This is a genomic window from Blastococcus colisei, from assembly GCF_006717095.1.
Classification (GTDB): domain Bacteria; phylum Actinomycetota; class Actinomycetes; order Mycobacteriales; family Geodermatophilaceae; genus Blastococcus_B; species Blastococcus_B colisei.
In genome coordinates, this window is sequence record NZ_VFQE01000002.1 from 679919 (window position 1) to 697071 (window position 17153).

Consider the following 17153-nt stretch of genomic DNA (forward strand, 5'->3'; position numbering starts at 1 on the left):
CGCCTGCACCGGCGCAGGTCGAACTGGCCACACACCCGTCGCGCCGGTCCCCGCGTCGCGGGGCCGACGACCTGTCCGACGCCCGCCCGACGATCCACTTGTCCGACCTCGACCCACCGGGCCACCCCGATGCGCCGCATCGAGTGGCGCCGCCATTCCACTCGCACACGGCAGGTGACTCCTTGCCGTGCCCGAGAACGGGACATTCCGGTTCTCGGCGCATTTTCGCCGAATCGGCACGCCGCTTTCAGCCATGCCCTTGTACTGCTCACTGCTGCATTCATCTCGGGGAGAACGTCTAGATGTCCGACCTCTTGTCCGTGGTCGCCCGCGACTGGCACCTGCTGGTTCCGCTCGGCGTCGTGGGGGCCCTCTCGTGGTCGATCTGGCTGATCCGCAAGGTCTTGTCGGCCCGGTACCGGCCGACGGTCAACGACTACCGGACCACGACCTCGGTCGTCGTGCCGTCGTTCCGGGAGGACCCGGACGTGCTGGAGCGGTGCCTGGACACCTGGCTGGCGCAGGGCCCCACCGAGGTGATCGTGGTGCTGGACGTCGAGGACGACGAGGCCTTCCGTCGGCTGACCGCGCGGGACGAGCCGCGACTGACGGTGCTCTCCTTCGCGCACGAAGGGAAGCGCTCGGCCCTGGGCGTCGGCATCAGGGAGGCCAAGGGCGAGGTGCTGGTGCTCTGCGACTCGGACACCAACTGGCGTCCGGGCCTGCTCGATGCCGTGCAGATGCCCTTCGTCGACCCGACGGTCGGCGCTGTGGGCACCCGGCAGAACGTGCACCTGCCGATGTCGAGCATCTGGCGGCGCGTGGCCGACTGGATCATCGACCTGCGCTACCTGGACTACGTCCCGGCGACCGGCCGCGCCGGTGCCGTGGTGTGCGTGTCGGGCCGGACGGCGGCCTACCGGCGGAGCGCCGTGCTGCCGGTGCTGGAGAACCTCGAGCACGAGTTCTTCCTGGGCCGGCGCTGCATCGCCGGTGACGACGGCCGGTTGACGTGGCTGGTGCTCGCCAGCGGGTACAAGACCGTGCACCAGGACACCGCACGGGCGATGTCGATGTTCCCCGGCACCTTCAAGGCTTTCTGCAAGCAGCGGGTGCGGTGGAGCCGCAACAGCTACCGCTGCTACCTCACTGCCGCCTGGAAGGGCTGGCTGTGGCACGTGCCGCTGGTCAGCCAGATCACGGTGCTGCAGATCCTCTTCACCCCGGTGACCATGTTCGCCGCGGTCTACTACGTGATCGCAGCCGGCCTGACCGGCGCGGGCTGGTGGGGGCTGGGGCTCGCGGTGACCTGGCTGTTCCTCGGCCGGGCCATCCGCAGCGTCAGTCATCTCCGCCGCCGCCCCTCCGACCTGCTCATCCTGCCGCTGGTGACGCTCGTGATCGTCATGGTGGCCCTCCCGATCAAGACCTATGCGCTGGTGACCATGAACAAGCAGGGCTGGCTGACCCGCCGCGCCGACCTCACCGGCGGCGAGGGCCAGAACGAGGCGAGCCTGGCCGCGCCGGCTGCCGCCACGGCCGTTCCGGCTCCGACAGGGGCGCCGGCATGAGCGCGCGCCCCGGACGACGGGTGACCGCCGGGCGGCTCTTCGCCGGCTTCCTGCTGACCGCCGCCGTGCTGGGCGCGGTCGCGCTGCGGCCTTTCGAGGAGGAACCGGTCCCGATGCCTCTGGCACCGGCACTGGTGGCCGCCCAGTCGCGCAGCGTCGATGACTCAGCTCGGCAGCAACGGCAGCTGCTGCTGGACGAGGACGACAGGCTGCTGCGCCTGGTGGCCGGCCTCCGCCCCGGCTCGGCCCCGTATGTCGTGACCGTCGACGGCATCGACACCCTCGTGCTCACCCCGCGCGGCCTCGACTACGGGCTGGGCGACCTGATCTCGAACGGCGTCGCGGAGGAGCTGCCGGGCGGTGCCGTGCTGCTGACCGAGCACGTCCTGGTGGCGCCGGGTGCACGGCTCAGCGTCACAGCTCCGGGGACGACGCTGCGCCTCCGCAGTGACGCGACCGGCATCGCTTCGCTGGTCGCCTGGAAGGCCGACCTCGAGCTGGCCGGCGACGACGGCGAGGCGCTCACCGTCACCAGCTGGGATGCGCAGCTGCGGCAGCCCGACGACGAGGTGGCCGACGGGCGGGCCTACATCCGCACGGTCAGCGGAGACGTGGAGTTCAGCCACGTGCACGCCGCCGGCCTGGGCTTCTGGGCCGGCCGCACCGGCGGTGTCGCCCTGACCGGCGGGTCGAGCGGCCCGTCGAGCGGCACCATCATCGACTCCTCCTTCGAGGACGGTCACTACGGGCTCTTCGCCTCCGAGGCGGAGGACCTGGAGGTGTCCGGGTCACGCTTCACCGCGAACGCCGTCGACGGGCTCGCGCTGCACCGGCACACCGTCGGCACCTCGGTCATCGACTCACTGGTGAACGAGAACGGCCGGCACGGCATCGCCGCCGACCAGGCCTCGGAGGAGGTCGCGCTGACCGACGTCACCGCGTCGGGGAACACCGAGTACGGCGTCTACTTCAGCGGGTCGCCGCTGTCGGACGGGCCGTCGGCCGGGGGCGCCTCACTGCGCGCCTACGGCGACCTCGCGATCACCGGCGGGCAGCTGCGCGACAACGGGAAGGGCGGCGTCCGGGTGGTCGACGCCAACCACGTGGCCATCGTCGGCACCGAGGTCGCGAACAATCGGGACGGCATCGTCCTGGTGAACACCGCGGCCCCGGCGACGGTGGCAGGCACGACCGTCACGGGCGACCATCGGTTCGGCATCTCGGCAACCGGTGGTGCGGCCACGATCAGCGACAACCGCGTCACCGGTGGGGAGACCGCGATCCGGGTGCGGACCGCCAGCGCCGCCGTCACCGGGAACACCGTCGAGGGCGCCACGAACCACGGCATCTCGGTGGTCGGCGCCGCAGTGGCGTCCTCCGTCGTCGACAACACGGTGGCCGGCCGCGGGCCCAGCGGCCTGGACCTGCACCGCCTCGCCCCCGGCGTGGTGATCGAGCAGTCGGGCAACGACCTCGACGGGTGGGTCCGGGACCGCGACAATTGGGTCTACTGGTCCACCTTCGTACCGAACCACCCCATGCTGGTGCTGTGGGTCGTGATCCTCGGTGCGCCCCTGGCACTGGGGCTGCGGGCCCGCCGCAACCGGCTGACGGTCGGCAGCGCGCCCTACGGGGACCAAATCCGGCGGGACCGTCCCGCCCCACGACGGGTCGATCTCGGCCGACCGATGCCTTCAGGAGGCCACGCATGACCCGCACACCGACCAGCCTCTCGCGGGCTCGCGCCGGCCGGATCGGGCTCGGGACGCGAGTCCTGCTGCCGGCCGCCGTCGCGCTGCTGGCGCTGACCGCGTGCGGATCGGGCTCGACCGACCCGTCCTCGGCCTCGCCGACCTCCTCGGCCGTGCCACTGCCGAGCACTGCCTCGCCGACCACCGCCCCACCCACGGCGGAGGAGAACGCCGGCGGCACGGCAGCGCTGCCCGAGGACTGCGCTGCCCCCGACGCCGTGGAGGTGCAGAACGCGGACGGACTGCAGGCCGCGCTCGAGGAGGCTCAGCCGGGACAGGTCATCCGCCTGGCCGACGGCACGTACGAGGGAAACTTCGTAGCCACCACGCAGGCGACGCCGGACGCGCCGATCCTGCTGTGCGGAAGTCGCGACGCCGTGCTAGACGGGGGCGACATCGACGGCGACTACACCCTCCACCTGCAGGGTGCGTCGTCCTGGCACCTGCTGGGGTTCACCGTGACCGGTGGCAAGAAGGGCGTCATGGTCGACGCCGGCACCGGTCACCGGATCGAGGGTCTGCTCGTGACCTCGATGGGTGACGAGGCGATCCACCTGCGGACGAACAGCTCCGACAACGTCGTCGTGGGCAACACGGTCCGCGACACCGGGCTGCGCAAGCCCAAGTACGGCGAGGGCATCTACATCGGCAGCGCGGAGAGCAACTGGTGCCGGCAGACCGACTGCGAGCCCGACCGCAGCGACCGAAACCTCATCATGGGCAACGACATCGCGGGTACCACGGCCGAGGCCGTGGACATCAAGGAGGGCACGACCGGCGGGGTCCTGCGGGACAACACGTTCGACGGCTCGGCCATGGTGGAAGCCGACTCGTGGGTGGACGTCAAGGGCAACGACTGGCTGATCGAGGGCAACCGCGGCACCAACTCGCCGACCGACGGCTACCAGGTGCACGACGTGGCCGACGGCTGGGGCAGGGGCAACGTGTTCACGGGCAACCAGGCCAGCGGCATCACTGAGCTGGCCATCAACGCCGCGGGCAACCGGGACCTCCGCGAGAGCACCACCGTCGCGTGCGACAACTCCGGTGACGGTGGGACCGCCCTCAGCAACGTGCCCTGCTCCGACATCTGAGCATCGTCGGGCTCCGCCGGAGACCTGGCTGCGTCGGCCGGGGACCGAGGTGCTCAGCCGGCGCGTCGGCCCAGGGCGCGGTAGCTCCAGCCGGCGGAGGTCCAGGCGTCCCGGTCGAGGGCGTTGCGGCCGTCCAGCACCCGCTTCTGCTTCACGATGCGGCCGAAGGCGACCGGGTCGAGCTCGCGGTACTGCTTCCACTCCGTCAGCACCAGGACGGCGTCGGCACGCTCGGCGGCCTCCTCGGCGGTGTCGGCGTAGTCCAGCTGCGGCCACTGCCGGCGGCTGTTCTCCACGGCGGCCGGGTCGGTGACCCGCACGACGGCGCCCTGCAGCTGCAGCTGGGCGGCCACGTTGAGGGCCGGGCTGTCGCGGATGTCGTCGCTGTCGGGCTTGAACGCCGCGCCGAGGACGGCGACCCGCTTGCCCAGCAGCGAACCGTCGCAGACCTCGCGGGCCAGCTCGACCATGCGGATGCGCCGGCGCATGTTGATGTTGTCCACCTCGCGCAGGAACGTCAGCGCCTGGTCGGCGCCCAGCTCGCCGGCGCGGGCCATGAAGGCGCGGATGTCCTTGGGCAGGCAGCCGCCGCCGAATCCGAGACCGGCGTTGAGGAACTTGCGGCCGATCCGGTCGTCGAAGCCGATCGCGTCGGCCAGCAGCTTCACGTCGGCGCCGGTGGCCTCGCACAGCTCGGCCATCGCGTTGATGAAGCTGATCTTGGTGGCGAGGAACGAGTTCGCCGCGGTCTTCACCATCTCCGCGGTGGCGTAGTCGCTCTCGACCTTCGGGGTGCCCCGCTCCACGATCGGTGCGTACACCTCGTCGAGCAGCGCCCGGGCGGTGTCACCGTCGGGGCCGGCGGGGAGGCCGTAGACCAGCCGGTCGGGGTGGAGGGTGTCCTGCACGGCGAAGCCCTCGCGCAGGAACTCGGGGTTCCAGGCGAGCAGGGCCCCGGGCACCTTCGCGGCGACCAGGTCGGCGAGAGCGGCCGCCGTCCCGACGGGCACCGTGGACTTCCCGACGACGAGATCGCCTGGCGCGAGGACGTCGAGCAGCGACTCCACCGCGCCCTGCACGTAGCGCATGTCCGCGGCGTACTCGCCCCGCTTCTGCGGGGTGCCCACGCAGACGAAATGGACGGCGGCCCCGGCCGCGTCGGCGAAATCGGTGGAGAACCGCAGCCGCCCCGTCGCCAGAGTGCGGGCCAGTAGCTCCTCGAAACCCGGCTCGAAGAACGGCGCCTTCGCCTGCGCCAGCGTCGCGATCTTGGCCTCGTCGACGTCGATCCCGACGACGTCGTGACCGAGCTCCGCCATCGAGGCTGCGTGGACGGCTCCCAGGTAGCCGCAGCCGATGACCGAGATCTTCATATGCCCTGCTCCCATTCAAAGGACAGCAGGCCGGCGCTTACTGCCGCCCCCGCTGGTCGCCTCGGACGGTAGAGCTTCACCCAGGGCTTTTGCCAGGGCTGCATCCGACGGATGAGGAGAGCGATGCGACCTCGCGCCGTCCAGGTCATGCACGCACGCATGGAATTCACCCGAGAGGGGTACAAGCTGGCGAAGTGCTGACCGCGTCCGGTTTCCGTGGACCCGGCCCTCCTCGAAAGAAGGGCACATGAGCTGGCTCTTGGCTGTCGGCATCGTCTGGCTGTTGACGGGTGCGGGACTCGCACTCGTGCTCGGCAGGTCGATCACGCTCGGCGATGCGCGGGACCCGCGGTGCCGGCGCATCGACGTGCAGGCCGCCGCCCCGGACGTCGATGCGGGCTACCTGTCAGGATGGCTGGCCGGGGCCCGCTGAGGGCGATCAGGCGTCACAGGTATGCCTAGGGAGCCGGTGATGGTCCGAGATCCGACTGGGGGGCTCCCCCTTTCGCCTGCCCGGCTGTTGAGGCAAGCGATCGAGAACGCGCCGAAGCGCCACGTGCACTGGTTCCGTTGGTCAGGGCACGAGCCGTTCGGCAACGGCTCGCTCTACACGTGCCGCTGCGGAACCGTCCGACCGAGTCCCTGACCTGCGACTTCCTCTCCCTCGACAGGGTGAGGACAGGTCGGCAGCAGCCGAACAGCTCCGTACCGTCGGACCCCACGTGTACCGACGGGGGTCAGGATGAGCGCCGACGAGGCGAGCGCACAGGCCACCGCAACGCCGGGGGCGGGCGGGCCCGGTGAGCCGTCGACCGGCAACGGGGCGGCCATCTCGGGGGAGCGTCGCAGGGCCAGCAGGCTGCTGATCAGCCTCGGCGTCCTGGGGCTGGTTCTCGCCCTGGTCTTGGGCGGTGGACTCTGGTTCCTGGTCGACCGCTACGCCGGCAACATCGACCGCGTCTCCGACGTCTTCACGGGCCTGGACGACACCGCACGTCCGGCTCACGCCACGCCGGCGCGGGCCACCGACGAGGAGCCGGTGACATTCCTCCTCGTCGGCTCCGACACCCGAGCGGATCCGGAACCCGGCGAGACGCCGGACGGACGGTCCGACGCCATCATGCTGGCGCGGTTCACCGCCGACCGGCGGCATGCGCAGCTGATCTCCATCCCCCGCGACTCCTGGGTCGACATCCCCGGGCACGGCATGAACAAGATCAACGCGAGCTACGCGTTCGGCGGGCCGACGTTGCTCATCCAGACCGTCGAGCAGCTCACCCGGGTGCGCATCAACCACTACGTGACGATCGACTTCGACGGGCTCATCCAGGTCACCGACGACCTGGGCGGTGTGGACGTCGTCGTCGCGGAGACGACCAGCAACGGGCCGTACACGTTCCCGGCCGGGGTCAACCACCTGGACGGTGACATGGCCCGCTGGTATCTCGGCCAGCGGTACGGGCTGCCCGGGGGCGACTTCGACCGCGTGAGGCGCCAGCAGCAGTACCTGCAGTCGCTGTTCGGCAAGTTGTTCAGCGCCAACACCTTCGGCGAGCCCGGACGGCTGGACGCGGTCCTGCTGGCGGTGACCAGCGCGGTCACCGTCGACGACACCCTCGGCAACGGTGAACTGCTGGCGTTGGCCTACTCGCTGCGCAACGTGACCCCGGAGAGCATCGACTTCTTCACCGCACCGGTGCTCGGCACCGGCAGGGAGGGGCCGGCGAGCGTCGTCTACCTGGACGCCGTCGCGTGCGAGCGGATGTGGGCCTATCTGCGCAGCGACTCGCTGGCGCCGAACGCCGCGGAGTTCGAGAAGAGCGCGCTTCCCGCCGTCCCGCGCTGACGCATCCGCACGGTCAGTGCCGGGCGGCGCCGTCCGCGGTCGCACGGCCCGGCACTGCCTCGGGGAGTTCCAGGGTGTGCGCGTCCGCCGAGCGGCGCAGAGCCCAGGCGGCAGGCAGGACCAGCCGGGGGGCGACACCGACGAGCACAGCCACGAGGAACCCGACGCCGGCGAGGGCCTCCCCGGACTCCTCGACGAAGGTGGCGGCCGCAGCCCCCGTGCTGATCCGGCCGAACTCCTCCGCGACGGCGCCGGACACGGCGGACAGGCCCACGGAGGCGCCTGCGTAGAGCGCCAGCACGCTGAGGATCCGGCGGCGGTCACGTCGCTCGGTACGGCTGAGGAACCACAGGGTTCCGACGACGGCGGTGGCGGCCAGGGCGCTCAGGGCGAAAGCGCCCTCGGCCCCCACGGCGCGGATGACAGGCTGGAGGGCCGTCGCATGCACGGTGCTGCCGGCCTTGACCGCGGCGATCCCGCCGGCCACGGCGCCGACGGCCAGCCACCAGGTACGACGGCCGGGAATGCTGCCGGCCCCGGCAAGAGCGGCGAAGGCCGCGGCGGCGAACAAGGCCGCGACGTACATGCGCGGCAGGGAGAACGGCGCGTCCATCGAGAGCAACCGGGCCGTCTCCCCGGTGGCACCGGTCAGGCGGACCACGTAGCCGGTCGTCTCCAGGGCGACCGCGATGGCGAACAGGGCGACGCCCAGAGCCGGCACGGGGACGGCGCGGCGGCGCTCACGCACGGCCGCCGGTCGGCGCACGGCTCGGGGTTCCGCCTGCGGAAGGGTCGCGCCCAGCGCGGCCCCGGCCGCGCGACGGTCAGCCAGCCGGATGCTCCTGCCGATCACGACCGCGACGACGAGGGCGATGGCCAACCACGCAGCCAGCCCGCCGAGGACCCACATCACCCACACATGTGAGTCATCGGCAGAACCGCGCGCGACTGTGACCACGCGGTCACACTGTCGCCCTTACGGGTGAGACGACCCGCAACGCGCCGCCTGCGGGCGCTTAGTGGATCTTGAAAACGCCCCCCCGTCACGCCCGCCACATCCGGCACGGACAGGGACCGACGTGCGGCCTAGTAGGCGCCCGACCCGCGGAACACGGCACCGACCGTCTTCCACAGGATCATGAAGTCGAACGTCAGCGACCAGTTCTCGACGTACCGGACGTCGATCCGCACGGAGTCGTCCCAGGACAGGTCCGACCGCCCGCTGACCTGCCAGAGGCCGGTGAGCCCCGGCTTCACGAGAAAGCGCCGGTGCATGTCGAACCCGTAGCGCTCGACCTCGGTGGGCAGCGGCGGCCGCGGTCCGACCAGGGACATCTCACCCCGGAGGACGTTGAACAACTGCGGCAGCTCGTCGAGGGAGTAGCGCCGGAGCAGCCGGCCCACGCGGGTGATCCGCGGGTCGTTCTTCTTCTTGAAGAGGACGCCGTTGCCATCGCTGGTCGTCTGCAGCTGCTGGACCATGCGGTCGGCCCCGGTGACCATGCTGCGGAACTTCAGCATGGAGAAGGTCCGACCGTCCCGGCCCACCCGCTCCTGCCGGAAGAAGACCGGCCCATGGCTGGTGACCTTGACGGCGAGCGCGATGCCCAGCAGGACCGGCAGCAGCAAGAGCACGCCCATCCCTGCAGCGGTCTTGTCGAAGAGGGCCTTGGTCAGCCGGCGGACGCCCTTGAGTTCGGGGCGCTCCATGTGCAGCAGCGGCAGGCCGCAGACGGGGCGGATCCGCACGCGTGGGCCGACGATCTCGGTGACGGCGGGGGCGAGCAGCAGCTCGGCCCGGGTCTTCTCGAGGTCCCAGCCGAGCCGGCGCAGGGCCGGGCCGTCGAGCTCCGGGCAGGGCAGGACGGCCACGGTGTCGACCTCGTACTTGGCCACGACCTCGGCCACCTGGCTCAGATCGCCCAGGACGGGCAGACCGTTGAAGGCGTCCGCGGCGGGGTGGTACTGGTCGGCCGGCAGGCAGCATCCGATGACGCGGTAGCCGTGGTAGGCCTCGCGCTCCATCTGCTCGTCGAGCGCCGCGACGGCGTTCCGGTGACCGACGAGAATCGTGGTCTGGAGGTGCTCACCGCGGCTGCGGGACCGGTGCAGCAGCTGCCGCCGCACGTAGCGCTGCCCGAGGGTGAGCGCGGTGGCCAGCGGGAGGGCGATCACGACGAAGCCGCGAGCGACCTCCAGGTGCAGGCCCCAGGAAACCGTCGCGACGGTCGCGAGCGTGGTGACGGCGGCGAAGAAGACGCGGCGGAACTCCTCGGGCCCCACCCAGAGAAAGCGTTCTTCGTAGCTGCGGGCAACGAGCATGGCCCCGACCCAGAACAGCGGGAGGAGGAGGATGACCCAGGGCGACGCGTGCACCGGCGCGACGGGTGCGTCCGGGTCGACCGGACCGAACCGCACGAGATAGGCGACGAGCGCGGCCACAGCGGCACACAGCGCGTCGGCCAGCACGGTGCGGCGCACGTACTCGGTACGCCATGCGCGACGGGCCACCGTGCCTTCGCCACGGAACCTGGCTGCGTACGAGTACCAGCCTCGGCTGGTTGATCGTTCTCCGTGGCGAACCTCGCCGTCACGGACATCGAGCATGGAAATGCGGCACCCCCGTGCGCCTACAACCGGGCGTTGCCGCCCTCGATGGCCCCCATGAGCAGGAACTTCATCGTTCAACTGCGCGGCGCACCGTACCTCTTCCCAAGGGGCTAGCGGGAGGGGTCGAGGGATGTTTGTGAGCCGTTGCATCAATACCGGTCGGGCGCGACACGATACGTTCGAGATGATTCCGGAGAGTCACCGGGGTGGCGAGGCCGGCGGACTGCACATACGGTCACGGTCCCCGTACTATGAGCTATCTACAGAGAGCCTGAAGTCAACGCAAAGGCTGCACCCCCTTTTCACCAACCGCCCTGCCAGGCCACACGCTCCTTCCACACTGCGCCACCACACCGCGCAGGGCACGGACCCCGGCCGGGGTCGGTGCTGCACGGTCCACCTCATCGGAGATGAACGGGATCCGAGCACGGTTGCGCTCGACACGGTGGCTGCCTCATGGCCTACTGCAGCGAGCGGCACAGCGGCACAGCGGCACAGCGGCACACGAGTGAAGTCGTCACGGAGTTTGAGCACACCGCAGCTTGTTCGCTCGCGAATCCGTCCCGATCACCACACCGGTGTCGGCCCACACGTTGTTCGGCTCCCATGTGACGGGTGGGTCGACCCCTTGGACGGGGCCGTACATGCAATTGCGGCCGAACACGTTGTCACGAAAGACGTAATCCGTGATGAGGGGTCCGTCTCGAGGACCGCTCCCACCTCGCACCGTGTACGAACCGCCGTCCAGATAGTTGCCTTCGACCAGCATCCCGACCAGAGGGCTGTGCAGTCGCCCGGTCTGGATAGCACCGTTCATGGGGTCGTCCGTGCGCTGGTTGTAGGCGAGAAGGGTGTTGCCGACGATCCGGATACCACTGCCGCCGATGGTTTGCACCGTGTCGTTGTGCGACTCGGGCAGCCTGCTGAGATCGTGAATGTACGAGTCCTCCACGGAGGTATTGCTGGCCATACGGAGCCCGTCGACTGCACTGTGCACGTCGATTCTTCGCGCCGACCAGTTGCTGCCCAGGACGGCCACTCGGGCACGACCTAATCCGTCGATCTCCGTGTCTTCTATACGCAACCCTGTGAAGCCGTCGATGATACGAATGGGGAACGGCGTCGTGGGCCCACCCCCACATCGAATGCGACTGTCACGAATGACGACGTCATCGGCGCGCACAACGATGCAGCCACGCAGATCGACACCTTGGATGACTGTTCCATCGGTCTTCACGTAGACGTCGCCCTCCATCGACCGAAGAGCTACACCCACTGGCACCCCAGTCGTGTCGGCAGTTGGGAACCCGCTAGGGACAGCATTTCCGCCTCCCCTGTCCTCACCCTCTCTTGCAGACGTCGGCGGCGGATCGGCCTGCGACGACGCCACACTGGCCTCTCCTCTGGTGCTCGTCGCAGAAGTCGGCTCGCCCCACCACCCTTGGGCCTGTCCTAGAAGGAGCGCGGTCAGCACGACCGTTGCCGCTCCTAGAGACCCGATGAGTGCAACACGCCGAGAGCCGATCGAGCGATGCGCCATGGCTATGCATGCTGGCACCTGGAAAGGCGACACGGCGGGATCCCCGGGTGATCATGTGGTCGAATTCCACCGTGACCTCAGTCGATCGTCCTCGTGCGTCGGTCATCATCCCGGCGCATCAGGAGGAAGCGGTCATCGAGCGGTGCCTCGATGCCCTCCTCGACGGCGCTGAGCCAGACGAGTGGGACATCGTCGTCGTGGCCAACGGCTGCACGGACAGCACCAGCGATCGCGTGCGCCGGTACGAGGGGCGCGTCCGGCTCATCGAACTGGAGGTCGGGTCCAAGACTGGAGCTCTCAACGCCGGCGACTCGGCGGCCCGCAGCTATCCGCGCATCTATGCCGACGCCGACGTCGCCTTGTCGGTCGACGCGTTGAGGTCGGTCGTCGATGTGCTTGACGACGAAGGCCCCCTGATCGCGTCGCCTCGCCGTGAACTCCAGCTGCAGAACGCCACGTTTGCCACACGCTGGTACTTCTCGGCCTGGGAAGCGCTGCAGCGTGCCCGAGGGGAGATCATCGGCACTGGCGTCTACGCACTGAACGAGGCAGGCCGCCAGAGGTTCGGGACGTTCCCCGACCTGATCGGTGACGACAGGTACGTACACAGCCTCTTCCGCGCCCACGAGCGCCGGCTCGTCGAGCCGCCCGTCAAGGTGTGGCCGGCGCAGCATATGTCAGAGGTGATCGCGGTACGCACGCGTGTCGCCGTTGGCAACCTCACGGCCACGCCCTCATCGCCGAGTGTCGACCGGCCGTCGCGACGGGCTCAGGTCCATCGGATGCTCAGCGAACCGAAGGCCGTACTGGCGCTTCCCTTCTACACCATCGTGACGCTCATCATCCGCAGAAGGGCGAAAGGCCGGGTTAGATCGGGAGACATGTCGTGGTCGCGTGCAGAGCGGATGCCTCACGATGCCTGAGCTTTCCGTCCTCCTTGTCACCTACAACAGTGGCCGCCATATCGACGCCTGCCTCGAGTCACTCCTGCAGGCACTCGACGGCATCGACAGCGAGATCCTGGTGCACGACAACGGCTCCACCGATGACACCCTCGATCGTCTCCGTCGCTATCCCCAAGCGGCGGTGGAGGAGGGCACAACGAACCTGGGATTCGCGGCCGCATGCAACCTGCTGGGTCAGCGCAGCCGTGGCCGCTACCTCTGGTTCCTGAATCCCGACACGAAGGTTCACGCAGCGGCGGCCAGGAGACTCGTCGAAGCGGCCGACCAGCGACCGGATGCTGGCCTCTACGGAGCCCGGACGATCACACCCGGGGGGCGGACCGTGATGGCGAGTGCTCAAGGTCGGATGACACTCTGGTCGCTGATGTGCTTTGCCACCGGGATGACGACCCTTGCGCCCTCTCGGCGCTGGTCGGACCCGGAGAGCATGCCGGGGTGGGATCGGCTGACATCGCGCCCCGTCCCGGCGCTTAGTGGCGGCGCGCTGATGGTCGGGCGCGATGCTTGGCTGCGTCTCGGCGGCTTCGATAGCCGATACTTCATGTATGCCGAGGACATCGACCTGTGCCAGCGAGCACGGCGAGCAGGTTTCCTCCCATACTTCGTGTCGGAAGCCATCGTGGAGCACGAAGTCGGTGGCTCCTCTTCCGCCGGCGGCAAGCTGGTGTTGCTCCACCGGGGCAAGGTCACATTTCTAAAAAAGCTGTGGCCGCCGTGGCAGGCGTACATCGGAGTTCACCTACTGCTCGCCGGAGTTGCTCTACGGGCCGCAGCAAGTCGTGTCGGCCTCTTCCCCGAGTCACCCGGCCGTTCTTCGGGATCGGCCTGGCAGGAGGCTTGGCGTCGCCGTGATGAGTGGCGCCTGGGCTGGGAGGGCGCGGCAGAGTAGCCATTCTCCGAGCGCGAGTCCAAAGCCGTGATAATATCGCCCTTTGCGAGACGATGCCGATGCTCTGCCAACGCTCAGTATGCAGAGGCTCGCTCGCGAAGACCGCCTCCATGACGACATGGGAACTCGGTTTCCTCCGAGCGACCTACATCGACCATATTGGCATATATGCACTGGAGCGGGCGGTCGAACATGAACAGACTTCCCGAGATTGAAGCCGAAGGGCGGTGTGCTATCAATGATTGGGCCTTGGATTAAATCAATTCAAGATGTCGCAGAGAAGCACTTGTGTGAAGGTTGCGGGACATGTGCATTCGTCCAACCGGACGTGATTTCCATGGTCGACGTTCCGGACCAGGGCCGGCGCCCACTCGTCCTGCATGTCAATGGCCGGCCGGCCGACACTCGCGAGGCCCTGGCCTGCTGCTCTGGCGTCGGCTACGGGCACTCCGGGATGCCTACGTCGGGCGTGATCCCGGAGCTCGCGGCAGGCTGGGGGCCGGTCCTGGAACTGTGGGAGGGGTATGCATCAGACCCCGACATCAGGCTCGCCGGCTCGAGCGGCGGAGTCGCGACGGCCCTCGCGCTGCACGCTGTCGAACAGGAAGGCATGTCCGGAGTCCTGCACATCACCGCCCGTAAGGATGCTCCGCACCTGAACGAGACGGTGTACAGCAGCACGCGCGAAGAACTCATGGCAGCCACCGGATCGCGGTACGCGCCGGCAAGCCCCTGCGAACGCCTGGACCTGGTGGAGGCAGCGCCCTCCCCGAGTGTCTTGATCGGGAAACCGTGCGACATCGGAGGAGCCGCGCTTGCCCGAGCACGGCGCCCCCTTCTCGACGAGAAGCTGGGCCTGACCATCGCGATCTTCTGCGCCGGTACGCCCAGCACAAGGGGAACCCTTGAGATGATCCGCGCGGCCGGGGTGACCGATCTCGACGCCGTCACAGGTGTGCGTTATCGAGGAAACGGCTGGCCAGGCGCTGCCGAGGTGCGTTCTCGCACTGACCGCCACGACGAGAACGTCCAATCCTTCACCTACGACGAGAGCTGGGGGGCGATTCTGCAGAAGCATCGTCAATGGCGCTGTCACGTCTGCGCCGATCACACTGGTGAGATGGCGGACGTGGCCGTAGGTGACCCCTGGTATCGCCCGACCGGAGGGGACCCTGGACGATCCCTGGTGCTCGCGCGAACGGAGCGTGGGCGCGCAGCCGTTCGACGGGCCGTGCAGGCGGGCGCGTTGACCCTCGAGAAGGTCGAGGCGGGCACGCTGCCCGCCTCGCAGATGAACCTTCTGCGAACGCGGGGATCAGTCTGGGGCCGCTCACTCGTCCTGCGGACAGCGCTGCTGCCCGCCCCCCGCTTCCGCGGCATGCCGGCTTTCCGCTTCTGGTGGCGAGAGTTGAGCATGGAGGCGAAAGGGCAGTCGACCATCGGCACGTTTCGGCGCATCCGGAAGAAGCGTCTCGGCACGCGTGCTTTGGTCATGCCCGCCGGCCGAGCCGACGACGGGCCGCCACCGGGCGATGGCGATTAGCCACTCCGGCACTCGGGGGAAGGCTGTCGAACGCCTGCTGATCGCTTGCGTTCGCGAGCACGATTGGCACCAGCCTCCTCCGGAGGCCGCATCCTTGTCGCAGGTCGACCAGGACCGACTGCTCGAACTAGCGAACCGTCACCGTGTCGCGGCGGCGGTTGGTGCAAGTCTCCGAGGATGCGGAGACCTGCGTGCCGAGGTCCGTGCAAAACTCAACCTCGCCAGCCGAGCCGTTGCCGTACGGCAACTCCTCCTAGAGAGCGAGCTGGGGAGAATTGATTCAACCCTGAGGCAGGTCCCCTGGCTGGTGGTAAAGGGGCCTGCGCTTGCCCGGGGCTACTACCGCCGTCCGGAACTGCGGAGCTACGTCGACCTCGACGTCCTCGTTCGCCCGACTCTGCTCCACGAGGCACTCCGACTCCTCGAGGAGAAGGGGTACGTCCTTCTGGACCGGAACTGGACACTGCTGGTACAACGGTTGTCGGGCGAGCTCCATCTGCGCTCTCCGCGCGGCGCGATGATCGACTTGCACTGGGACTTGTTCAACGATCGGGCAACGCGGGACAGCTACGCGATGGTCACCGATACCTTTTTCCAGCGCGCGACCAGTCTGACACTGGCCGGGGGCCTTCAGGTGCAGACACTGGACGTCTTGGACACGATCGTTCACACGGCAGTACATGCTGCCAGGTCCGGCGGTGATCGGCTGGTCTGGTTGAAGGACCTGGAGCAGCTGGTCCTGGCCGGGGGGTTCTCGTGGGACGAGCTGGCCGAGCGCAGCGCGCAACACCATGCTGAACTGGCCGTCTCCGTCATGCTCCATCGGATGCGAGCCACTTTCGGAAGCCCCGAGATCCCGGACGAGGTGCTCCGCCAGATCGGAGGACGTGGATCATGGCGCGTGCTGGGACGCGTGGTCGACCGCGTCGCTCCGGTCACGCGAGCTGGGCCAGACGGCTCGCTCACGCGTATGTTCGCCCGAGCCACGAGGGCCGACGGCCGCTCCGCGGCCGTCGAGCTGGGCCACAGGCTCATCGCACGCGCCCGACGCGGTGGCTGGGCCGAGCCCGATCACACGTGGGACGCTGCCCACCCGCACTCGGTGCTATACGAATCGGGCGGCGCTAGTGCGAAAGCGGCCTTCTTCGACGCCGTCGGCGCACGGCGGCCTGGGGTGCACCACTCCCAATAGTGGGCTTTCCACCCCCCGACGGGGACGGCAGTCGCATGAGTTCCTTGTAGCGCAGCGACTCGGGGTCGAAGCCGTAGCCGGCGAGCCAGGCGTGGGCTGCAAACTCCTCGCCGGGTGCGCTGACTCCGATCACGACCTCCGTGGGGTGCCCCTGCGAGGCGAGCCAGCGCTGGAGGATGAGGCTTCGCTCGAGGCAGGTCGCTCCGCGGCGGCGGAGGACCGCCCTGATCCCTTCCATCCCTGAAGGCAGGACCAGGCGTGGCCGGACGACGACGGCGGAGATTCCACGCTGGGGGAGCTCGCGCCGCAGTCGATTCAGGGCCACGTAGGCCCAGGCTCCAGCCAGCATGTTGCCTGGGTCGCTGCGGCGGAGGACGCGCTTCCACGCAGCCCGCAACGACCTCGGGTAGCGCCGAACCTCAGGCACCCAACAGTTCCCTGTCCCGCAGCATGGTCACGAATGCGTCGACATCGCGGCCGGCCTGCTCGACCGGGATTGCGTAGCGATCGACCAGTGCTCCCACAAGATCCTCGCGCGTGGCGCCTTCCACGACCTGCGGCCACAGCACCGCCCCGCTGCCCTTGACCGCTAGGTAGACAGACGAGCGCAGGTCGAGAACCACGACTTCACCCTCGATGCTCTGCCACACGATCTCTTCGCCCCGCAACTTGATCATGCGACCTCCTTCGACTCGGCAAACGTACCCGCGCGAAGAGGAGCACAGGGGACGAGTCACTCTTAGGGGCCACACCCGCTGAAACGTCGCCCTCGATCTCCG

The 17153-nt window shown here is 68.9% G+C and carries 15 protein-coding genes; 9 read left to right on the forward strand and 6 right to left on the reverse strand.

The window, feature by feature from the left end; genetic code table 11:
* Positions 1 to 302 precede the first annotated feature (302 nt).
* Genes FHU33_RS22685 through FHU33_RS22695 form a run of 3 tightly spaced genes read left to right on the forward strand, consistent with a single transcriptional unit; the run spans position 303 to position 4416 of the window.
* Entirely contained in the window at positions 303 to 1571 is a 1269-nt protein-coding gene (locus FHU33_RS22685) for a glycosyltransferase (RefSeq protein ID WP_142027818.1), read from the forward strand.
* A complete protein-coding gene (locus tag FHU33_RS22690; protein WP_142027819.1) occupies positions 1568 to 3283 on the forward strand; it encodes a right-handed parallel beta-helix repeat-containing protein in 1716 nt (571 codons plus the stop codon). The genes FHU33_RS22685 and FHU33_RS22690 overlap by 4 nt, the downstream gene beginning before the upstream one ends.
* The gene (locus FHU33_RS22695) at positions 3280 to 4416 is read left to right on the forward strand and encodes a right-handed parallel beta-helix repeat-containing protein (protein ID WP_142027820.1); all 1137 of its coding nucleotides are present in this window, start codon (positions 3280 to 3282) and stop codon (positions 4414 to 4416) included. The genes FHU33_RS22690 and FHU33_RS22695 overlap by 4 nt, the downstream gene beginning before the upstream one ends.
* A gap of 53 nt (positions 4417 to 4469) precedes the next feature.
* Here the strand turns inward: FHU33_RS22695 and FHU33_RS22700 are convergent, their stop codons facing one another.
* A complete protein-coding gene (locus tag FHU33_RS22700; protein ID WP_142027821.1) occupies positions 4470 to 5789 on the reverse strand; it encodes a UDP-glucose dehydrogenase family protein in 1320 nt (439 codons plus the stop codon).
* A 247-nt stretch (positions 5790 to 6036) separates the two neighbouring features.
* On the opposite strand from FHU33_RS22700, the gene FHU33_RS22705 reads away from it, so the two are divergent.
* Together FHU33_RS22705 and FHU33_RS22710 are read left to right on the forward strand one after the other, a co-directional pair.
* Positions 6037 to 6222, forward strand: a complete 186-nt coding sequence (locus tag FHU33_RS22705) for a hypothetical protein (protein ID WP_142027822.1) — start codon at positions 6037 to 6039, stop codon at positions 6220 to 6222.
* 309 nt (positions 6223 to 6531) lie between these two features.
* Positions 6532 to 7635 carry an LCP family protein gene (locus FHU33_RS22710; protein ID WP_246064135.1) on the forward strand — a complete coding sequence of 368 codons (1104 nt, stop codon included), beginning with the start codon at positions 6532 to 6534 and terminating at the stop codon, positions 7633 to 7635.
* 13 nt (positions 7636 to 7648) lie between these two features.
* Here FHU33_RS22710 and FHU33_RS22715 read toward each other — a convergent pair whose 3' ends face one another.
* The 3 genes from FHU33_RS22715 to FHU33_RS22725 form a co-directional block, all read right to left on the reverse strand.
* The gene (locus FHU33_RS22715; RefSeq protein ID WP_246064137.1) at positions 7649 to 8593 is read right to left on the reverse strand and encodes a hypothetical protein; all 945 of its coding nucleotides are present in this window, start codon (positions 8591 to 8593) and stop codon (positions 7649 to 7651) included.
* Positions 8594 to 8721: 128 nt separating this feature from the next.
* Entirely contained in the window at positions 8722 to 10146 is a 1425-nt protein-coding gene (locus tag FHU33_RS22720) for a sugar transferase (protein ID WP_246064138.1), read from the reverse strand.
* A 616-nt stretch (positions 10147 to 10762) separates the two neighbouring features.
* Entirely contained in the window at positions 10763 to 11500 is a 738-nt protein-coding gene (locus FHU33_RS22725) for a hypothetical protein (RefSeq protein ID WP_142027824.1), read from the reverse strand.
* A gap of 356 nt (positions 11501 to 11856) precedes the next feature.
* On the opposite strand from FHU33_RS22725, the gene FHU33_RS22730 reads away from it, so the two are divergent.
* The 4 genes from FHU33_RS22730 (at position 11857) to FHU33_RS22745 (ending at position 16374) form a co-directional block, all read left to right on the forward strand.
* Positions 11857 to 12708: a glycosyltransferase family 2 protein gene (locus FHU33_RS22730; RefSeq protein ID WP_170182644.1), complete on the forward strand. Its 852-nt coding sequence runs from the start codon at positions 11857 to 11859 to the stop codon at positions 12706 to 12708.
* Positions 12701 to 13639, forward strand: coding sequence for a glycosyltransferase family 2 protein (locus tag FHU33_RS22735; protein WP_142027826.1), 939 nt, complete (start codon positions 12701 to 12703; stop codon positions 13637 to 13639). Before FHU33_RS22730 ends, FHU33_RS22735 begins: the two co-directional genes overlap by 8 nt.
* Before the next feature lie 337 nt (positions 13640 to 13976).
* The gene (locus FHU33_RS22740) at positions 13977 to 15182 is read left to right on the forward strand and encodes a Coenzyme F420 hydrogenase/dehydrogenase, beta subunit C-terminal domain (protein ID WP_142027827.1); all 1206 of its coding nucleotides are present in this window, start codon (positions 13977 to 13979) and stop codon (positions 15180 to 15182) included.
* A gap of 94 nt (positions 15183 to 15276) precedes the next feature.
* Positions 15277 to 16374 carry a nucleotidyltransferase domain-containing protein gene (locus FHU33_RS22745; RefSeq protein ID WP_170182645.1) on the forward strand — a complete coding sequence of 366 codons (1098 nt, stop codon included), beginning with the start codon at positions 15277 to 15279 and terminating at the stop codon, positions 16372 to 16374.
* Here FHU33_RS22745 and FHU33_RS26545 read toward each other — a convergent pair.
* On the reverse strand, positions 16307 to 16723 hold the full coding sequence (locus FHU33_RS26545) for a lasso peptide biosynthesis B2 protein (RefSeq protein ID WP_142027829.1): 417 nt from the start codon (positions 16721 to 16723) through the stop codon (positions 16307 to 16309). The genes FHU33_RS22745 and FHU33_RS26545 overlap by 68 nt on opposite strands.
* Before the next feature lie 70 nt (positions 16724 to 16793).
* On the reverse strand, positions 16794 to 17051 hold the full coding sequence (locus FHU33_RS25205; protein WP_170182646.1) for a PqqD family protein: 258 nt from the start codon (positions 17049 to 17051) through the stop codon (positions 16794 to 16796).
* Positions 17052 to 17153 lie beyond the last annotated feature (102 nt).

Bases quoted from the DNA above. Each gene is read 5' to 3' on its own strand.
- FHU33_RS22685 (WP_142027818.1), top strand. From the start codon at position 303: ATGTCCGACCTCTTGTCCGTGGTCGCCCGCGACTGGCACCTGCTGGTT.
- FHU33_RS22690 (WP_142027819.1), top strand. From the start codon at position 1,568: ATGAGCGCGCGCCCCGGACGACGGGTGACCGCCGGGCGGCTCTTCGCC.
- FHU33_RS22695 (WP_142027820.1), top strand. From the start codon at position 3,280: ATGACCCGCACACCGACCAGCCTCTCGCGGGCTCGCGCCGGCCGGATC.
- FHU33_RS22700 (WP_142027821.1), bottom strand. From the start codon at position 5,789: ATGAAGATCTCGGTCATCGGCTGCGGCTACCTGGGAGCCGTCCACGCA.
- FHU33_RS22705 (WP_142027822.1), top strand. From the start codon at position 6,037: ATGAGCTGGCTCTTGGCTGTCGGCATCGTCTGGCTGTTGACGGGTGCG.
- FHU33_RS22710 (WP_246064135.1), top strand. From the start codon at position 6,532: ATGAGCGCCGACGAGGCGAGCGCACAGGCCACCGCAACGCCGGGGGCG.
- FHU33_RS22725 (WP_142027824.1), bottom strand. From the start codon at position 11,500: ATGGAGGGCGACGTCTACGTGAAGACCGATGGAACAGTCATCCAAGGT.
- FHU33_RS22735 (WP_142027826.1), top strand. From the start codon at position 12,701: ATGCCTGAGCTTTCCGTCCTCCTTGTCACCTACAACAGTGGCCGCCAT.
- FHU33_RS22740 (WP_142027827.1), top strand. From the start codon at position 13,977: ATGGTCGACGTTCCGGACCAGGGCCGGCGCCCACTCGTCCTGCATGTC.
- FHU33_RS26545 (WP_142027829.1), bottom strand. From the start codon at position 16,723: ATGCTGGCTGGAGCCTGGGCCTACGTGGCCCTGAATCGACTGCGGCGC.
- FHU33_RS25205 (WP_170182646.1), bottom strand. From the start codon at position 17,051: ATGATCAAGTTGCGGGGCGAAGAGATCGTGTGGCAGAGCATCGAGGGT.